Below are 15,019 nucleotides of genomic sequence, written 5' to 3'. Positions count from 1 at the left end.
TTCCCTAGCACCACACCAATTCAAGATCCACTAAGGAAGAGTTCGATGAGCAAAGGATCGCCCATCAGCCCCTCGCTGATGGCTTCAAAGTCCGCTGGAGCCGCCAAGGCTCCGGAACGCGTCGACAAGCCGGCTGAGGCCGGGGTCGACACTGCTGCAGCCGCCTCTCCTGTCCTTGGGCCGAACAACGTCGTACCCCCGACGGTGATGACCGGCTCAGAAGCAATTGTCCGCTCGCTCGAAGAACTCGGCGTCGACGATATTTTCGGTTTGCCCGGTGGAGCGATCCTGCCCACCTATGACCCCTTGATGGCCTCCAAAATGAACCACGTTCTGGTCCGTCACGAACAGGGAGCCGGCCATGCCGCGCAAGGCTACGCCATGGTCACCGGGCGGGTGGGCGTCTGCATCGCCACCTCGGGCCCGGGTGCCACCAACCTCGTCACCGCCATCATGGATGCGCACATGGACTCCGTTCCGCTCGTGGCCATCACAGGCCAGGTCTCCAGCGGAGTGATCGGCACCGATGCCTTCCAGGAAGCCGACATCGTGGGCATCACCATGCCCATCACCAAGCACTCGTTCCTGGTGACGGACCCCAACGACATTCCCCACGTCATGGCTGAGGCCTTCCACCTTGCCTCGACCGGACGTCCGGGCCCGGTCCTTGTTGACGTCGCCAAGGACGCCCAGCAGGGGCAGATGACCTTCTCCTGGCCGCCCAAGATCGACCTGCCGGGCTACCGTCCAGTGGTCCGCGGCCACAACAAGCAGGTCCGCGAGGCGGCCAAGCTGATTTCCGCTGCCAGCAAGCCCGTGCTGTACGTGGGTGGCGGTGTGTCCAAGGCCCACGCCGCGGCTGAACTGCGCGAGTTGGCCGAGCTGACCGGTGCGCCCGTGGTCACGACGCTGATGGCCCGCGGTGTCTTCCCGGATTCGCACCCGCAGCACGTGGGCATGCCCGGCATGCACGGCACGGTCTCGGCCGTGACCGCGCTGCAGCAGGCGGACCTGCTGGTGACCCTGGGCGCGCGCTTTGACGACCGCGTCACGGGTGTCCTGAAGACCTTCGCGCCGAACGCCAAGGTCATTCACGCCGACATCGACCCGGCGGAAATCTCCAAGAACCGCACGGCCGACGTTCCCATCGTGGGCTCCGTGAAGGAGATCATTCCGGAACTGACGGAAGCTGTCCGGACCCAGTTCGGCACCTCCGGCACTCCGGACCTGGCCAATTGGTGGGCCTTCCTGAACAACCTGAAGGACACCTACCCGCTGGGCTGGACCGAACCCGAGGACGGCCTGACTGCACCGCAGCGGGTCATCGAGCGCATCGGCGCCCTGACCGGCCCCGAGGGCATCTACGTTGCCGGCGTGGGGCAGCACCAGATGTGGGCCGCGCAGTTCATCAAGTACGAGCGCCCGCACGCCTGGCTGAACTCCGGCGGTGCCGGCACCATGGGCTATGCCGTTCCGGCGGCCATGGGTGCCAAGGTGGGTGAGCCGGACCGTGTGGTGTGGGCCATCGACGGCGACGGCTGCTTCCAGATGACCAACCAGGAACTGGCCACCTGCGCCATCAACAACATCCCCATCAAGGTTGCTGTCATTAACAACTCCTCGCTGGGCATGGTGCGGCAGTGGCAGACCCTCTTCTACGAGGGCCGCTACTCCAACACTGACCTGAACACGGGCCACGAGACCGTCCGCATCCCGGACTTCGTCAAACTTGGGGAGGCCTACGGCTGCGCGTCCTTCCGGTGCGAGCGGGCCGAGGACATCGACGCGACAATCCAGAAGGCGCTGGAAATCAATGACCGCCCCGTGGTCATCGACTTCGTGGTCAGCCCCGACTCCATGGTGTGGCCGATGGTGCCCGCCGGGGTCAGCAACGACCAGATCCAGGTTGCCCGCAACATGACCCCGGAATGGGAAGAGGAGGACTGATCATGAGCCGCCACACACTGTCCGTTCTGGTCGAAGACAAGCCCGGTGTGCTGACCCGCGTCGCCAGCCTATTCGCCCGCCGCGCGTTTAACATCAATTCCCTGGCCGTCGGCCCGACGGAAGTTCCGGGCATCTCCCGGATGACCGTCGTCGTCGACGCCGACGGTGACCTGATCGAACAGGTCACCAAGCAGTTGAACAAGCTGATCAACGTGATCAAGATTGTTGAACTGACTTCCGAATCTTCCGTACAGCGCGACCACATCCTGGTCAAGGTACGTGCGGATGCCGCAACTCGTCTGCAGGTGACCCAGGCTGCAGACCTGTTCCGTGCTTCAGTGGTCGACGTCTCCACAGACTCGGTGGTCATTGAAGCAACTGGCCATCCCGAAAAGCTCACGGCACTGCTCTCAGTGCTGGAGCCCTTCGGTATCCGCGAAATTGTGCAGTCCGGCACCTTGGCCGTTGGACGGGGATCCCGCTCCATGAGTGATCGGGCGCTGCGCTCCGCCTAAGCGGTGTGCAACGCCTGCAAACGCAGCACCGAAGCTATACATCTACAAAAAATCCACTCAAGAGGAGTTACGCAAGTGACTGAAATGTTTTACGACGACGACGCAGACCTGTCGATCATCCAGGGCCGCAAGGTCGCCATCGTGGGCTATGGCTCCCAGGGCCACGCCCACGCGCAGAACCTGCGCGATTCCGGCGTCGAGGTTGTCATCGCGCTCAAGGAAGGCTCCAAGTCCATCGCCAAGGCCGAGGACGCAGGCTTCACGGTCAAGAACGTTGCCGACGCCGCCGAATGGGCCGACGTCATCATGATCCTGGCGCCGGACCAGCACCAGCGCTCGATCTTCAACGACTCCATCAAGGACAAGCTGACCCCGGGCAAGGCCCTCGCCTTCGCTCATGGCTTCAACATCCGCTTCGGCTACATCGAGGCACCGGAGGGCGTTGACGTCATCCTGATCGCCCCGAAGGCTCCGGGCCACACGGTCCGCCGCGAATTCGAAGCCGGCCGCGGCATCCCGGACATCATCGCCGTGGAGCAGGACGCCTCCGGTTCCGCCTGGGACCTGGCCAAGTCCTACGCCAAGGCCATCGGCGGCACCCGCGCCGGCGTCATCAAGACCACCTTCACCGAAGAGACCGAAACGGATCTCTTCGGTGAGCAGGCCGTCCTGTGCGGCGGCGTGTCCCAGCTGGTCCAGTACGGCTTCGAAACCCTCACCGAAGCCGGCTACCAGCCGCAGATCGCCTACTTCGAGGTGCTGCACGAGCTCAAGCTCATCGTTGACCTCATGTGGGAAGGCGGCATCGCCAAGCAGCGCTGGAGCGTTTCCGACACCGCAGAGTACGGCGACTACGTCTCCGGCCCGCGCGTTATCACCCCCGAGGTGAAGGAAAACATGAAGGCCGTCCTCGCGGACGTCCAGTCCGGTGCCTTCGCCAAGCGCTTCATCGAAGACCAGGACAACGGCGGTGTCGAGTTCAAGGAACTGCGTGCCAAGGCTGAGTCCCACCCGATCGAGGGCGTCGGCCGCGAGCTGCGCTCCCTGTTCTCCTGGCAGCAGCAGGACGAGGACTACGTGGAAGGCTCTGCAGCCCGCTAAGGCTGAGCCCTTCAAGGTATGGCAGTGAGGCCGGGTTCACACTTAACAATGTGAGCCCGGCCTTTCCGTACGCCTAGACTTTATGTACCCCCAGGACTTCAACGCAGAGGATCAGCTGTGTCAAAACCCGTAGTATTGCTTGCCGAAGAACTTTCGCCCGCCACCATCGAGGCCCTTGGCCCGGACTTTGAAATCCGCCAGACGGACGGCGCCGATCGTTCCCAGCTGCTCTCTGCCATCGAGGACGTTGACGCAATCCTGGTCCGCTCCGCCACGAAGGTGGACGCCGAGGCCATTGCCGCCGCGAAGAACCTGAAGGTCATCGCCCGCGCCGGCGTCGGCCTGGACAACGTGGACATCAAGGCTGCCACCCAGGCCGGTGTCATGGTGGTCAACGCCCCGACGTCGAACATCGTTTCCGCCGCGGAACTGACCGTTGGCCACATCCTGAGCCTTGCCCGCCACATCCCGCAGGCCAGCGCGGCCCTGAAGGACGGCGAGTGGAAGCGCTCCAAGTACACAGGCATCGAACTCTTCGAGAAGAAGATCGGCATCATCGGCCTGGGCCGCATCGGCGCCCTGGTCGCCGCCCGCCTCCAAGGCTTCGACACCGAGATCCTCGCGTTCGACCCCTACATCACCTCTGCCCGCGCCGCCCAGCTCGGCGTGAAGCTTGTCACCCTGGACGAGCTGCTCGCGCAGTCTGACTTCATCACCATCCACATGCCCAAGACGCCGGAAACGGTCGGCATGCTTGGCGCCGAAGCCTTCAAGAAGATGAAGAGCACGGCTTACGTGGTCAACGTGGCCCGCGGCGGCCTGGTGGACGAGGAAGCCCTCTACACCGCCCTGCAGGACCGCCAGATTGCCGGTGCCGCCGTGGACGTGTTCGTCCAGGAGCCCAGCACCGACCTGCCGTTCTTCAAGCTGGACAATGTTGTGGTCACTCCGCACCTGGGCGCGTCAACCGACGAGGCGCAGGAAAAGGCCGGCGTCTCCGTCGCGAAGTCCGTCCGCCTCGCCCTCGCAGGGGAACTGGTTCCGGACGCCGTGAACGTCGCCGGCGGCCTGATCGCCCCCGACGTCCGCCCGGGCATCCCCCTGATCGAGAAGCTGGGCCGCATCTTCACGGCGCTGACCCACGCCTCGGTGACCCAGATCGACGTCGAGGTTTCCGGCGAGATCGCCGCGCTTGACGTCAAGGTACTGGAGCTCGCCGCCCTCAAGGGGATCTTCGCCGACGTCGTCACCGAGCAGGTGTCCTACGTCAACGCCCCCGTGATCGCTGAGCAGCGCGGCATCAACGTCCGCCTCATCACCACCCCCGAGGCCGAGGACTACCGCAACGTGCTGACGCTGCGAGGCGCCCTGAGCGACGGTGCGCAGATCTCCGTATCCGGCACCCTGACCGGACCCAAGCAGGTGCAGAAGCTCGTCGGCGTGAACGGCTACGACGTCGAGATCCCCATCAGCGAGCACCTCGTGGTGGTCTCCTACGCTGACCGTCCCGGCGTCATCGGCACCATCGGCCACATCCTGGGCATGAACAACATCAACATCGGCGGCATGCAGGTGGCACGGAACGCGGAGGGCGGCCAAGTCCTGGCCCTGCTCACCATCGACAGCTCGGTCCCACAGCAGGTGCTGGACGCCATCAAGGCCGGCATCGGTGCCGAGATGGTGCGCGAAGTGGACCTCGAAGACTAGTCCGACGAACACCGGCCGGCGACGGCCAGGTCCCCCAACGCGGGGTGAACTCCTTGTCCCCTGGAGTCCACTCCGGCCAAGTATGATTGGCCGGTCTGCTTACAATAGCTAGGTTCGAATTTAAGGATCCAGCCGGCAGGCCGGCCAATACTTTTTGCACGCCCGCAAGGGACACCCCACATTTTCTGCGGTCATCGTGGCGTGCGCACGCAATCCAGGTTTCAGGGAGCCCAATGAACGCCGTCCAGAGGTTCATCAGAAGCAAAGTGCTTTTGCTGACCGCTGCAATTCTGATCTTCGCCATGTGCCTGTCAGTCCTCGTCCAGACCCAGTCGCAGGCAGCGCTGAACCGGACCGTGGACCAGAACTCGCGCGGGCTCTACGACATCCTGGTCCAGGCCAAGGCGGGCTCTGATGGTTCGCTCATGCAGCCGGAAATTGCCACGGGTCAGGGCGGCATCAGCTTTGACCAGCTGCAGAAGATCCGGGAACTGTCCGGCACGTCCGTTGCCGCGCCCATCAGCCTGGTCTCGCGCGTGACGCAAAACCTCGAGACGCCGCGCCTGGAGGCCATGGACTACCTGGGCTTCAACGCCGGACTCGTTGGCACCGCGACCGCGGGGCAGCCCGGCGGCACCGATCCCAGCAAGTGGCCGGCAGCCCAGTCCGTGCTTAGCGATACCCCCAAGAAGTACCGCCTGACGGCCAGTGCCACGAGCTCCGACGGGTCCTCCCAGCACACACTTTTCAAGTCCACTGCCGAGGGCGCCCTCGGCAAGGGCAAGCTCGTGGAGCAGCAGGTCGAGGGAGGCAACAGCATCCAGATCGCCGGTCCCGAAGGCGAGACTGGGATCAAGTTCCCGGCCCCGGCCGGCGGATCCGAGCACAACCTGTTCAATCTCACTGTTGCCCTGCCCATGGCGCCGGAGGTCACGGAGTCCGTGGTCGCCGTCGACCCCGTTTCCGAGCGTGCCCTGCTGGGCACCTCCGGTGACTTCCTGGCGCCGCTGGAGAAGGCACCGCCGGCGGACGCCCGCAGCGCCGAGGCGGTTGGCCAGCACCTGGAGAGCCTCTTCACCACGGGCATCGGCATGAAGGAACTCGAGGAAGGTCCTGATTTCCTTGGCGTGAAGCTCAAGTACTGGGCGCCCATCATGACCCAGTACCAGCAGGCCAAGCGCAACGGGCAGCTCACCGAGGATTCCCAGGCGATCCCGCTGATCGTCCGTTCCGGCACGTCGGTTGACCTGAAGTACTCCGTGAAGATCGAGGAGATCGACGACTCCGGAAACGTGGTCAAGGAAGTCGGCACCGCTGAGCGCTCTCTGGACAAGGACTACCTGCCCTTCGTCTCCAAGTCGCCCTTCGCCCTGTCCTGGCCCGGCTCCACAGACTATTCCAAGCTGCTCGGCAACTCGGCGAACTTCAGCCGCGGCCTCTACAGCCCCGCCACCTGGAGCACCAACTTCGCCTCCGCCCCCAAGTACACGGACGGCTCCACCGCAGGCAACGGTGCCGAGGACAAGACCGCCACCCCCGGCGAGTGGGTCACCGTGAACCGCCTGCCGGAGAAGAGCGCCAACGGCGAGGCCGTGGACCAGACCCAGCGCAATCCCGTTGACGAGCGCTCCTACCGGGAAAACCTGGAAACGGGCAAGAAGCTGGCCACCCCGCTCGCGATGGTTTACGGCACCTTCGATCCCGCCGCCGTCCAGGAAGCGGCTGGGGATGTCAACCGGCTTCCTCTCGGCGGTTACGATCCCACGCCCATGACCCTGAGCAAGGACGCGCACGGCAAGGACGTTGCGGACACCGCGCTCAAGCCCTCCCTGAGCGCCACCGGACTCGTCAGCCAGTCGGCCGGCGCCATCACCGACTACTACGGCCTGGCTGCTGCCCGCGGCTACGAGAAGAATGCCTCCGTTATCGACGCCGTCCGCGTCCGGGCCAGCGCCGCCGGCAGCTGGAAGCAGGTCCAGCCTGAGGTGGACAAGCTCGCCACCGAGATCCGGGACATGGGTCTTGAAGCCACGGTTGTGGCCGGTTCTGCCCGCGAGGACGCCAACATCTTCGTTCCCGGCTACTCCAAGGACGACGCCGGCAAGGAGTCCGCCCTTGGAACTGTCCAGCAGTCGTGGGTCAGGCAAAACGCGGCCGACGCCGTTGCCGGCTCGCTGACGGCGACGAACCTGACGCTGCTGTTCCTCACCCTCTGCGGTGCCGCGCTGCTGACCGGCGCCTCGACTGTCAGCTATGTGCGGCTGCGCCGCAGCGAAGCCGGCACGCTGCGCGCCATGGGCTGGACCCAGCGCCGCATCCGGTCCTGGGTGCTGGAGGAGTTTGCCGTCGGCGCCGGGCTGCTGGCCGTGGCAGGCATTGTGCTCAGCCTCCTGAGCTGGAACATCGCCACCGCCATCGTCTCGGCGTCCGTGCTGGCCCTGTACCTGGGAGCGGCTTTCTTCGCCGCCCAGCAGCTGCGCCACCGCGAGGTGGTCGACCAGGAGCCGCAGCACGATGAAAAGCTCATCGCCGTCGATTCGCCGCTGACCTTCGCCAACCGGCAGCTGGGCACGCACCGTTTCAACGCCATCTCGCTGGCTGTTGCCGTTGGCGTGTTCGGCTCGGCAGTCGGTGGCCTGATCGCCCTGCTGATCGACATTCCGCGTGCCGCCGGCGCCAGTGCGCTCAGCGGCCTGGCCGCCGCCAGCGTGGCCCTGCCCAGCATCATCCTCGGCCTGTCCGGCGTGGCGGTGGGGCTCCTGCTGACACTGGTCACCGGGCGCTTCGAGCTGAAGGCCAAGCGGCGTTACCTCGGCACGCTGCAGGCGATGGGCTGGAACCCCGACATGCTGGGCCAGGTCCGCTTCTTCGAAAACGCCCTCGTGGGTGCGGTTGCCCTCCCGCTGGGTATCCTCGGCGCCCTGGGCATCGGCCTTGTTCTTGCCCCCTACGCCGCGCTGTGGGCCGCCGTGGCCGGGCTCGTGGCTGTTCTCTGCTGGATTCCGATTGCAACGAAAGTGGTCAAATGACTAACGACCTGAACCTTCGCCGCGTGCGCGGGAACAATGAGGCTGTAACCCCGGTCCAGACCCGGGCCAACACCATCGTCAAGGAAGCTGACCACGCCACCCCGCTGGAGCTGAGCAACATCACCATCCGCTACGGCGGGGGCAAAAACGGCTCCGACGCCGTCAGCGTCGTGGAGGGCTTTGACCTCACCCTGAACGCGGGGGAGATGCACTGCGTGGCGGGCCGAAGCGGCTCGGGCAAGACGAGCATCCTGACCGTCGGAGCGGGCCTGACCCTGCCGACGTCGGGCCGGGTGCTGTGGGAGGGCGATTCGCTTGAAACCATGAGCGACGACGAGATCGCCGACCGCCGCCGGGCCCTGATCGGCTATGTCGACCAGGGCGGTGCCCTGATCGACGGCATGAGCGCGCTCGAAAACGTGCTCCTGCCGGCGGTTCCGGACGGCGAGGTGGAGCAGCGGCGTGAGATGGCCAAGGACCTGCTGGACCTCGTGGGCCTCGGCCGCCGCATGCGGCACCGCCCCGAGCAGCTCTCGGGCGGTGAACGCCAGCGCGTCGCCATCGCCCGCGCTCTGATCCTGGGCACCCGCGTCCTGGTGGTGGACGAGCCCACGGCGAGCCTGGACCGGGCCTCCGCCAACCGCATCATCAGCATCCTCAAGGACACGACCTCTGACGGCATTGCAGTCCTCGTGGCGTCACATGACCACGAACTGGTCCGGCTCAGCGATACGCTGACCGAACTGATCTAGATCCATCCCTCCGCATAAAGGTAACGTTCCGCCCGTGACTTCCTCAGACAAGAGCCCCTTCTACATCACTACGGCCATCACCTACCCGAACGGCGTTCCTCACATCGGCCACGCCTACGAGTACATCGCCACGGATGCGATGGCCCGGTTCAAGCGGCTCGACGGCTATGACGTGAAGTTCCTGACCGGCACGGACGAGCATGGGCTGAAGATCGCGCAGGCCGCGGAAAAGGAAGGTGTCTCGCCCAAGGAACTCGTGGACCGGAACGCGGAAATCTACAAGGCCGCGCACGCCGCCCTCGGCATCACCTACGACCGGTTCATTCGCACCACGGACGCGGACCACTACACCGCCTCGCAGGCCATCTGGAAGAAGATGGAAGCCAACGGGGACATCTACCTGTCCAAGTACGAGGGCTGGTACTCCGTCCGGGACGAGGCCTACTACGGTGAGGACGACACCGTGGTGAAGGAGGACGGCGCCCGGTACACCAAGGAGACCGACACCCCGGTGACCTGGACCGCTGAGGAAAGCTACTTCTTCCGGCTGTCCGCCTACCAGGACAAGCTCCTGGCCCTGTACGAGGCACAGCCGGAGTTCGGCGCGCCGCAGTCCCGCTTCAACGAGGTCATCAGCTTCGTCAAGCGCGGCCTCGAGGACCTGTCCATCAGCCGCACCACCTTTGACTGGGGCGTGCCCGTCCCCGGCGACGAAAAGCACGTCATGTACGTGTGGGTGGACGCCCTGACCAACTACCTCACCGGCGCAGGCTACCCGGACGTGGAATCCGAGTCGTTCAAGCGGTACTGGCCGGCCGATGTCCACGTCATCGGTAAGGACATCTCGCGCTTCCACGCCATCTACTGGCCGGCCTTCCTCATGAGCGCGGGCCTCGAGCTGCCCAAGCGGGTGATGATCCACGGGTTCCTGCACAATAACGGCGTCAAAATGTCCAAGTCCCTCGGTAACGTCGTTGCCCCGGCGGACTTCGTGGCCCAGTACGGCCTGGACCAGGTCCGCTTCTTCTTCCTGCGCGAGGTTCCGTTCGGCGCCGACGGCAGCTACAACCACGAGGCCATCGTGGGCCGGATGAACTCGGACCTGGCGAACAATTTCGGAAACCTGGCACAGCGCTCACTATCCATGGTGGCCAAGAACTGTGAGGGCCGGGTACCCGTGCCGGGCGCGTTCACGGAGGCGGACGCTGCCATCCTGGGTCAGGCGAACTCGCTGCTGGAGCAGGCACGGGCGGCCTTCGAAAAGCAGGAGTTCAGCCGTGCGCTGGAGGCGATTTGGACGGTACTGGGGGACACCAACGCGTACTTCGCCGAGCAGGCGCCCTGGGTGCTGCGGAAGACCGACGTCGAACGCATGCAGACGGTGCTGTACGTGACCCTCGAGGTGCTGCGCATCGTCTCGATCCTCGCCCAGCCGGTCATGCCCACTGCGTCCGCCGCGCTGCTCGGGTACCTCGGCCAGCCGGAAGGAACGGCCCGGGAGTTCTCTGCCATCGCGACGCCGATCGTCGCCGGCAGCGACCTGCCCGCCCCCGCGCCGGTGTTCCCGAAGTACGAGGAACCCGCGGACGCCTGAGCCCTGTCCGCCTGATGCCCCCATGTCCTGATCTGCTTCGTCGGATCGGGAAACGGGGGCATTTTGCGTCTGGGCACCCGGAGCCCCTAAGTACAGCGGACGCCTGTAAGTACTGCCGGCCGAGCCGTCCAAGTGCTCAGCCGTTTCGCGCAGGTGAAAAGCACCTTGCCCCAAGTAGGCAGCCGAAAAAGAAGGGGTACGCACTACTCAGGACGCAGTAAGAGTCAGATCCTACGCTGAAAAGGCAAACAGACTGACGACGCGCCGGGGTGTATTTGTCCTAGTCCCTCCGTATGGCTGGCAACAGCGTCCCACGGAAATCGGATGCCCCTGCGGTCCTCTTAGTCTGATCCGGCTGGTTGGAGGGACAGGAAATGAAACGAACGATAGCAGCGGCGGGGCTTGTGGGTCTGGGGCTTCTGGGGGCAACGCTTCCGGCGAGCGCCAATAACGGGCAGGCAGACGGAATGGTCAGTATCTGCCACGAGACTGGTTCCGGGAGCAACCCGACCGTCGATCTGACCGTCAACGAAAACGGCCTGAATGGCCACGCCGACGGGAACAGCGGCCCGGGCAATAACAATGGCAACGGCAACAGCGGCCCCGGCGGTGGCCACGACGACGGTGAGTGCTCCACGGATGACGGTGGCAATGAGCAACCGCCGAACGAGGAGCCACCCGCGGAACAGCCGCCGAACGAGGAGCCACCCGCGGAACAACCGCCGAACGAGGAGCCACCCGCGGAACAGCCGCCGAACGAGGAAGCGCCCAACCAGGAGGCGGTAACACCCCCGGTTGTGACACCGAATACACCGGTGGTCAAACCGGTTGTGAAGCCGATCGCGAAGCCGGCCGTAAAGCCCGCCGTGAAGCCGGTCACGAAACCGGCGGCCAAGCCCGCGGTGGCTGCCCCGGCAGTGCAACCGGCACCCGCTGCGGCCGCGCTTGTCCCCGTCGCGGACAACGCCGGCTTGAACGTGCAGACTGCCGCGAGCGCGGGCTCCGAACCTGGTGCCGGCATTCCGGGATGGCTGGCGGCGATGACGGGGCTGTTCACGGCACTGGCCGCAGGGGTGCTCGCCAGGAGCGGAATCCGTTCCAGGAAGCCGGAGGCATAACAAGACCGGGGCGGGTGCCTCGGCCCCCCGAGGCTCCCGCCCCGGATCATCGGGAGGCAGGGCCTGTGAGCCAAAGGAGCTATATGGCAGCGCATCGCCGGCAGGGGGAAGGACGCCGACGCCGAGAGGAACGGACCCGGCAAGGCAGTCGCCACCGGCTTCCAGGAGGCAGTCGCGTGCGGACATTCGGCCGCGTCGAGCTGGCGGTGCTGGCCCTTTGCCTTGTGGGGCTGCTGGGATCCTGGATGCTGTACGCAGGCACAGCGACGCACCCGCCAGCGCGCCAGGTTCATGGCGTGCCGGCAGAGGCTGCAGCGGCGGCACCGGCTGCACCGGCGGCGATGCCGCCCGAGCCGTCGGCACCCACTCCTGCAGGCAGCGCCAGTCCGGCCGTCCGGCTAACGGCTGCGGCGGGCAAGGCGGCCATAGCGGGCGTGCCGGCCCGTCCCGGAACTGCTCCGCAGCGCATCATCTATCCGGCCATCGGCATGGACGTCGCGGTGCAGCCGCTGAAGCCTAGCAGCAGCGACGTGGAATCGCAGTCCATAGTCCCCCCGGAGACCCTGGACGGCTATTGGCTCACCCCGTACGGAATGCCCGGTTCCGGTTCCCGGAACACCACCTACGTCGTCGGCCACAGCTGGGAAGGCCTTGACGCTCCATTCAACCGGCTCAGCACGCGCGCAGGGCGCGGAGACGTGTTCACCGTGTACACGGCGGCAGGGCAACTCAAGTACAGGGTCGACTCAGTGACCACCTACACCAAGTCGACCCTGAAGGACAGCCCGATCTGGAACGTCGTCCCCAACCGCCTGGTTTTAATCAGTTGCTATACGGAGGACCTCTGGGGCAGGAACGTTGCTGTCGTGGCGTCACCGGCGGGGCGGTAAGGCCAGCGCGGCTGTTCGGATGCTGAGACGGCTTGACCAGAATGTGGATGGTTTGGCTACCCTGAAAAGATGAGCGCATCTACCATCAATCTCGCTGTCATCCCGGGCGACGGCATCGGCCCGGAGGTCATCGCCGAAGCCCTGAAGGTTCTCGAAAAGGTCGTCGCCGCTGAGGGCGTCACCCTTGACCAGACCCACTACAAGCTCGGTGCCCAGCACTGGCTTGAGAGCGGCGAGACCCTTCCGGATGCTGTCCTGGAGGACCTGAAGACGCGCGACGCCATCCTCTTCGGCGCCATCGGTGCTGCGCCGGGGGACACCCGAATTCCGTCCGGGCTCATCGAACGCGAGCTGCTCCTCAAGCTGCGCTTCAGCCTTGACCACTACGTCAACCTGCGCCCCTCACGGCTTTACGGCACGGTGGGCAGCCCGCTGGCTGAACCGGGCAACATCGATTTCATCGTGGTCCGCGAAGGCACCGAGGGCCCCTACGTGGGCAACGGCGGCACCCTGCGCGCCGGCACGCCGCACGAGGTGGCCACCGAGGTTTCCCTGAACACGGCCCACGGCGTGGAGCGCGTGGTCCGGGATGCGTTCCGGCGTGCCAACGAGCGCCCGCGCAAGAAGCTGACCCTGGTTCACAAGCACAACGTGCTGGTTTTTGCCGGCCACCTGTGGAAGCGCACCGTCGAGGCCGTGGCCAAGGAATTCCCCGAGGTCACCCACGACTACCTGCACATCGATGCCGCGACCATCTTCATGGTCACCGATCCCGCCCGCTTCGACGTCATCGTCACCGATAACCTCTTCGGCGACATCATCACCGACCTTGCTGCCGCCATCACCGGCGGTATCGGACTGGCGGCCTCGGGCAACATCAACATGGACCGCACGGCGCCGTCCATGTTCGAACCGGTTCACGGTTCCGCACCCGACATTGCCGGCCAGCAGAAGGCGGACCCCACCGCGGCAATCCTGTCGGCAGCCCTCCTCCTAGACCACCTGGGCTATCCCGATGCGGCCCGGAAGATCGAGTCAGCGGTGGTGGCCGACGTCGAAAGCCGCAACGGCGAAGTGCGCAGCACAAGCGCCATCGGTGACGCCATCGCGGCGGCCGTTTAGCGTCCGCCAGCAGGCGTAAGCTTGACCTGAATTACCAATCGCTGCCGTGGTCCGATGCTGAACCACGTTCAGATGCCAGGCAGCCGACCGTGGAGGAACCATGACTCAGACTGCCCATGGCGTCGAATTCACCCAGCAGCCCTCGGCCACCCCGAAGTCTGCTGAGGAGCGTGCAGCCATCCTGGCGAACCCAGGCTTTGGCGACCACTTCACCGACCACACTGCGATTGTTGACTACACGGTCGACGCCAGCGGCCACGGCGGATGGCATGATGCCCGGATCGAGGCCTACGGGCCGATCATGCTGGACCCGTCGGCCGCTGTGCTGCACTACGGGCAGGAAATCTTCGAGGGGCTGAAGGCGTACCGTCACGCGGACGGCTCCATCTGGAGCTTCCGGCCGGAAGCCAACGCCGCGCGGATGAACAAGTCCGCCCGCCGTCTGGCGCTTCCGGAGATTCCGGCCGAATACTTCCTCGGCGCCATCCGCGAACTCGTGGCGGCGGACAAGGAATGGGTTCCTTCCGGCGACGGCGAGGCCCTTTACCTGCGCCCGTTCATGATCGCCACGGAGGCATTCCTGGGCGTGCGGGCAGCGCGTGAGGTGTCGTTCCGCGTCATTGCATCGCCTGCCGGAAACTACTTCGGCGGCGAACTCAAGCCGATTTCGATCTGGATTTCCCGCGAGTACGCCCGGGCAGGCCGGGGCGGCACAGGCGCTGCAAAGTGCGGCGGCAACTACGCCGCCTCGCTCATCGCGCAGCAGGAGGCCGAGGCGAACGGCTGCAAGCAGGTGCTGTTCCTGGACCAGTTCAACGACAACGCCGTTGAGGAACTGGGCGGAATGAACGTCTTCTTCGTTCTGAAGGACGGCTCGCTGGTGACGCCCGCGCTGAGCGGCACCATCCTCGAGGGCGTGACCCGCTCCTCGATCATGCAGGTCGCCAAGGACATGGGCCGCGAGGTGACCGAGCGGAAGATCACCCTGGATGAGTGGCGCGACGGCGTTGCCTCAGGCGACATCGCCGAGGTCTTCGCCTGTGGCACCGCCGCGGTCATCACGCCCATCGGCGTTCTCAAGGACGCTACGGAGTACATCGGCTCCGAGGACGCAAAGGCAGGCGAGACCACCATGGCCATCCGGAAGCAGCTGCTCGGCATCCAGACCGGCGCGGTCGCGGACACCCATGGTTGGCTGACCCGGCTCGCCTGAGCCGCTGCGGCCAGTTAATTTGTAAGCGTAC

11 protein-coding genes are annotated in these 15,019 nt (G+C 65.4%); all 11 read left to right on the top strand.

Annotation, left to right across the window (positions count from 1 at the left end):
• Positions 1-45: 45 nt before the first annotated feature.
• The 11 genes from ACHMXB_RS08700 to ACHMXB_RS08650 all read left to right on the top strand — a co-directional run bounded on the left by ACHMXB_RS08700 (position 46) and on the right by ACHMXB_RS08650 (position 14,988).
• Positions 46-1,947: an acetolactate synthase large subunit gene (locus ACHMXB_RS08700; protein WP_395404489.1), complete on the top strand. Its 1,902-nt coding sequence runs from the start codon at positions 46-48 to the stop codon at positions 1,945-1,947.
• Positions 1,948-1,949: 2 nt separating this feature from the next.
• A complete protein-coding gene (gene ilvN / locus ACHMXB_RS08695; RefSeq protein ID WP_050054685.1) occupies positions 1,950-2,462 on the top strand; it encodes an acetolactate synthase small subunit in 513 nt (170 codons plus the stop codon).
• 75 nt (positions 2,463-2,537) lie between these two features.
• Positions 2,538-3,563, top strand: coding sequence for a ketol-acid reductoisomerase (gene ilvC / locus ACHMXB_RS08690; RefSeq protein WP_190602221.1), 1,026 nt, complete (start codon positions 2,538-2,540; stop codon positions 3,561-3,563).
• 117 nt (positions 3,564-3,680) lie between these two features.
• Positions 3,681-5,270, top strand: a complete 1,590-nt coding sequence (gene serA, locus ACHMXB_RS08685) for a phosphoglycerate dehydrogenase (protein ID WP_111905956.1) — start codon at positions 3,681-3,683, stop codon at positions 5,268-5,270.
• Positions 5,271-5,503: 233 nt separating this feature from the next.
• The gene (locus ACHMXB_RS08680) at positions 5,504-8,299 is read left to right on the top strand and encodes an ABC transporter permease (RefSeq protein WP_395404485.1); all 2,796 of its coding nucleotides are present in this window, start codon (positions 5,504-5,506) and stop codon (positions 8,297-8,299) included.
• On the top strand, positions 8,296-9,051 hold the full coding sequence (locus ACHMXB_RS08675) for an ABC transporter ATP-binding protein (protein ID WP_111905958.1): 756 nt from the start codon (positions 8,296-8,298) through the stop codon (positions 9,049-9,051). The genes ACHMXB_RS08680 and ACHMXB_RS08675 overlap by 4 nt, the downstream gene beginning before the upstream one ends.
• A gap of 34 nt (positions 9,052-9,085) precedes the next feature.
• Entirely contained in the window at positions 9,086-10,645 is a 1,560-nt protein-coding gene (gene metG / locus ACHMXB_RS08670) for a methionine--tRNA ligase (protein ID WP_395404483.1), read from the top strand.
• Between the two features lie 374 nt (positions 10,646-11,019).
• Positions 11,020-11,763, top strand: coding sequence for a hypothetical protein (locus tag ACHMXB_RS08665; RefSeq protein ID WP_395404481.1), 744 nt, complete (start codon positions 11,020-11,022; stop codon positions 11,761-11,763).
• Between the two features lie 176 nt (positions 11,764-11,939).
• A complete protein-coding gene (locus ACHMXB_RS08660) occupies positions 11,940-12,653 on the top strand; it encodes a class F sortase (RefSeq protein WP_395404479.1) in 714 nt (237 codons plus the stop codon).
• Positions 12,654-12,722: 69 nt separating this feature from the next.
• Positions 12,723-13,775, top strand: coding sequence for a 3-isopropylmalate dehydrogenase (locus ACHMXB_RS08655; protein ID WP_395404477.1), 1,053 nt, complete (start codon positions 12,723-12,725; stop codon positions 13,773-13,775).
• Positions 13,776-13,875: 100 nt separating this feature from the next.
• Entirely contained in the window at positions 13,876-14,988 is a 1,113-nt protein-coding gene (locus ACHMXB_RS08650) for a branched-chain amino acid aminotransferase (RefSeq protein ID WP_395404475.1), read from the top strand.
• The last annotated feature ends 31 nt before the right edge of the window (positions 14,989-15,019 follow it).

It is taken from the genome of Arthrobacter sp. UC242_113 (assembly GCF_044054585.1).
Taxonomy (GTDB): Bacteria; Actinomycetota; Actinomycetes; order Actinomycetales; family Micrococcaceae; genus Arthrobacter.
Note: the sequence above shows the minus strand (reverse complement) of the source record. Positions and strands in the feature narration are given on the sequence as shown.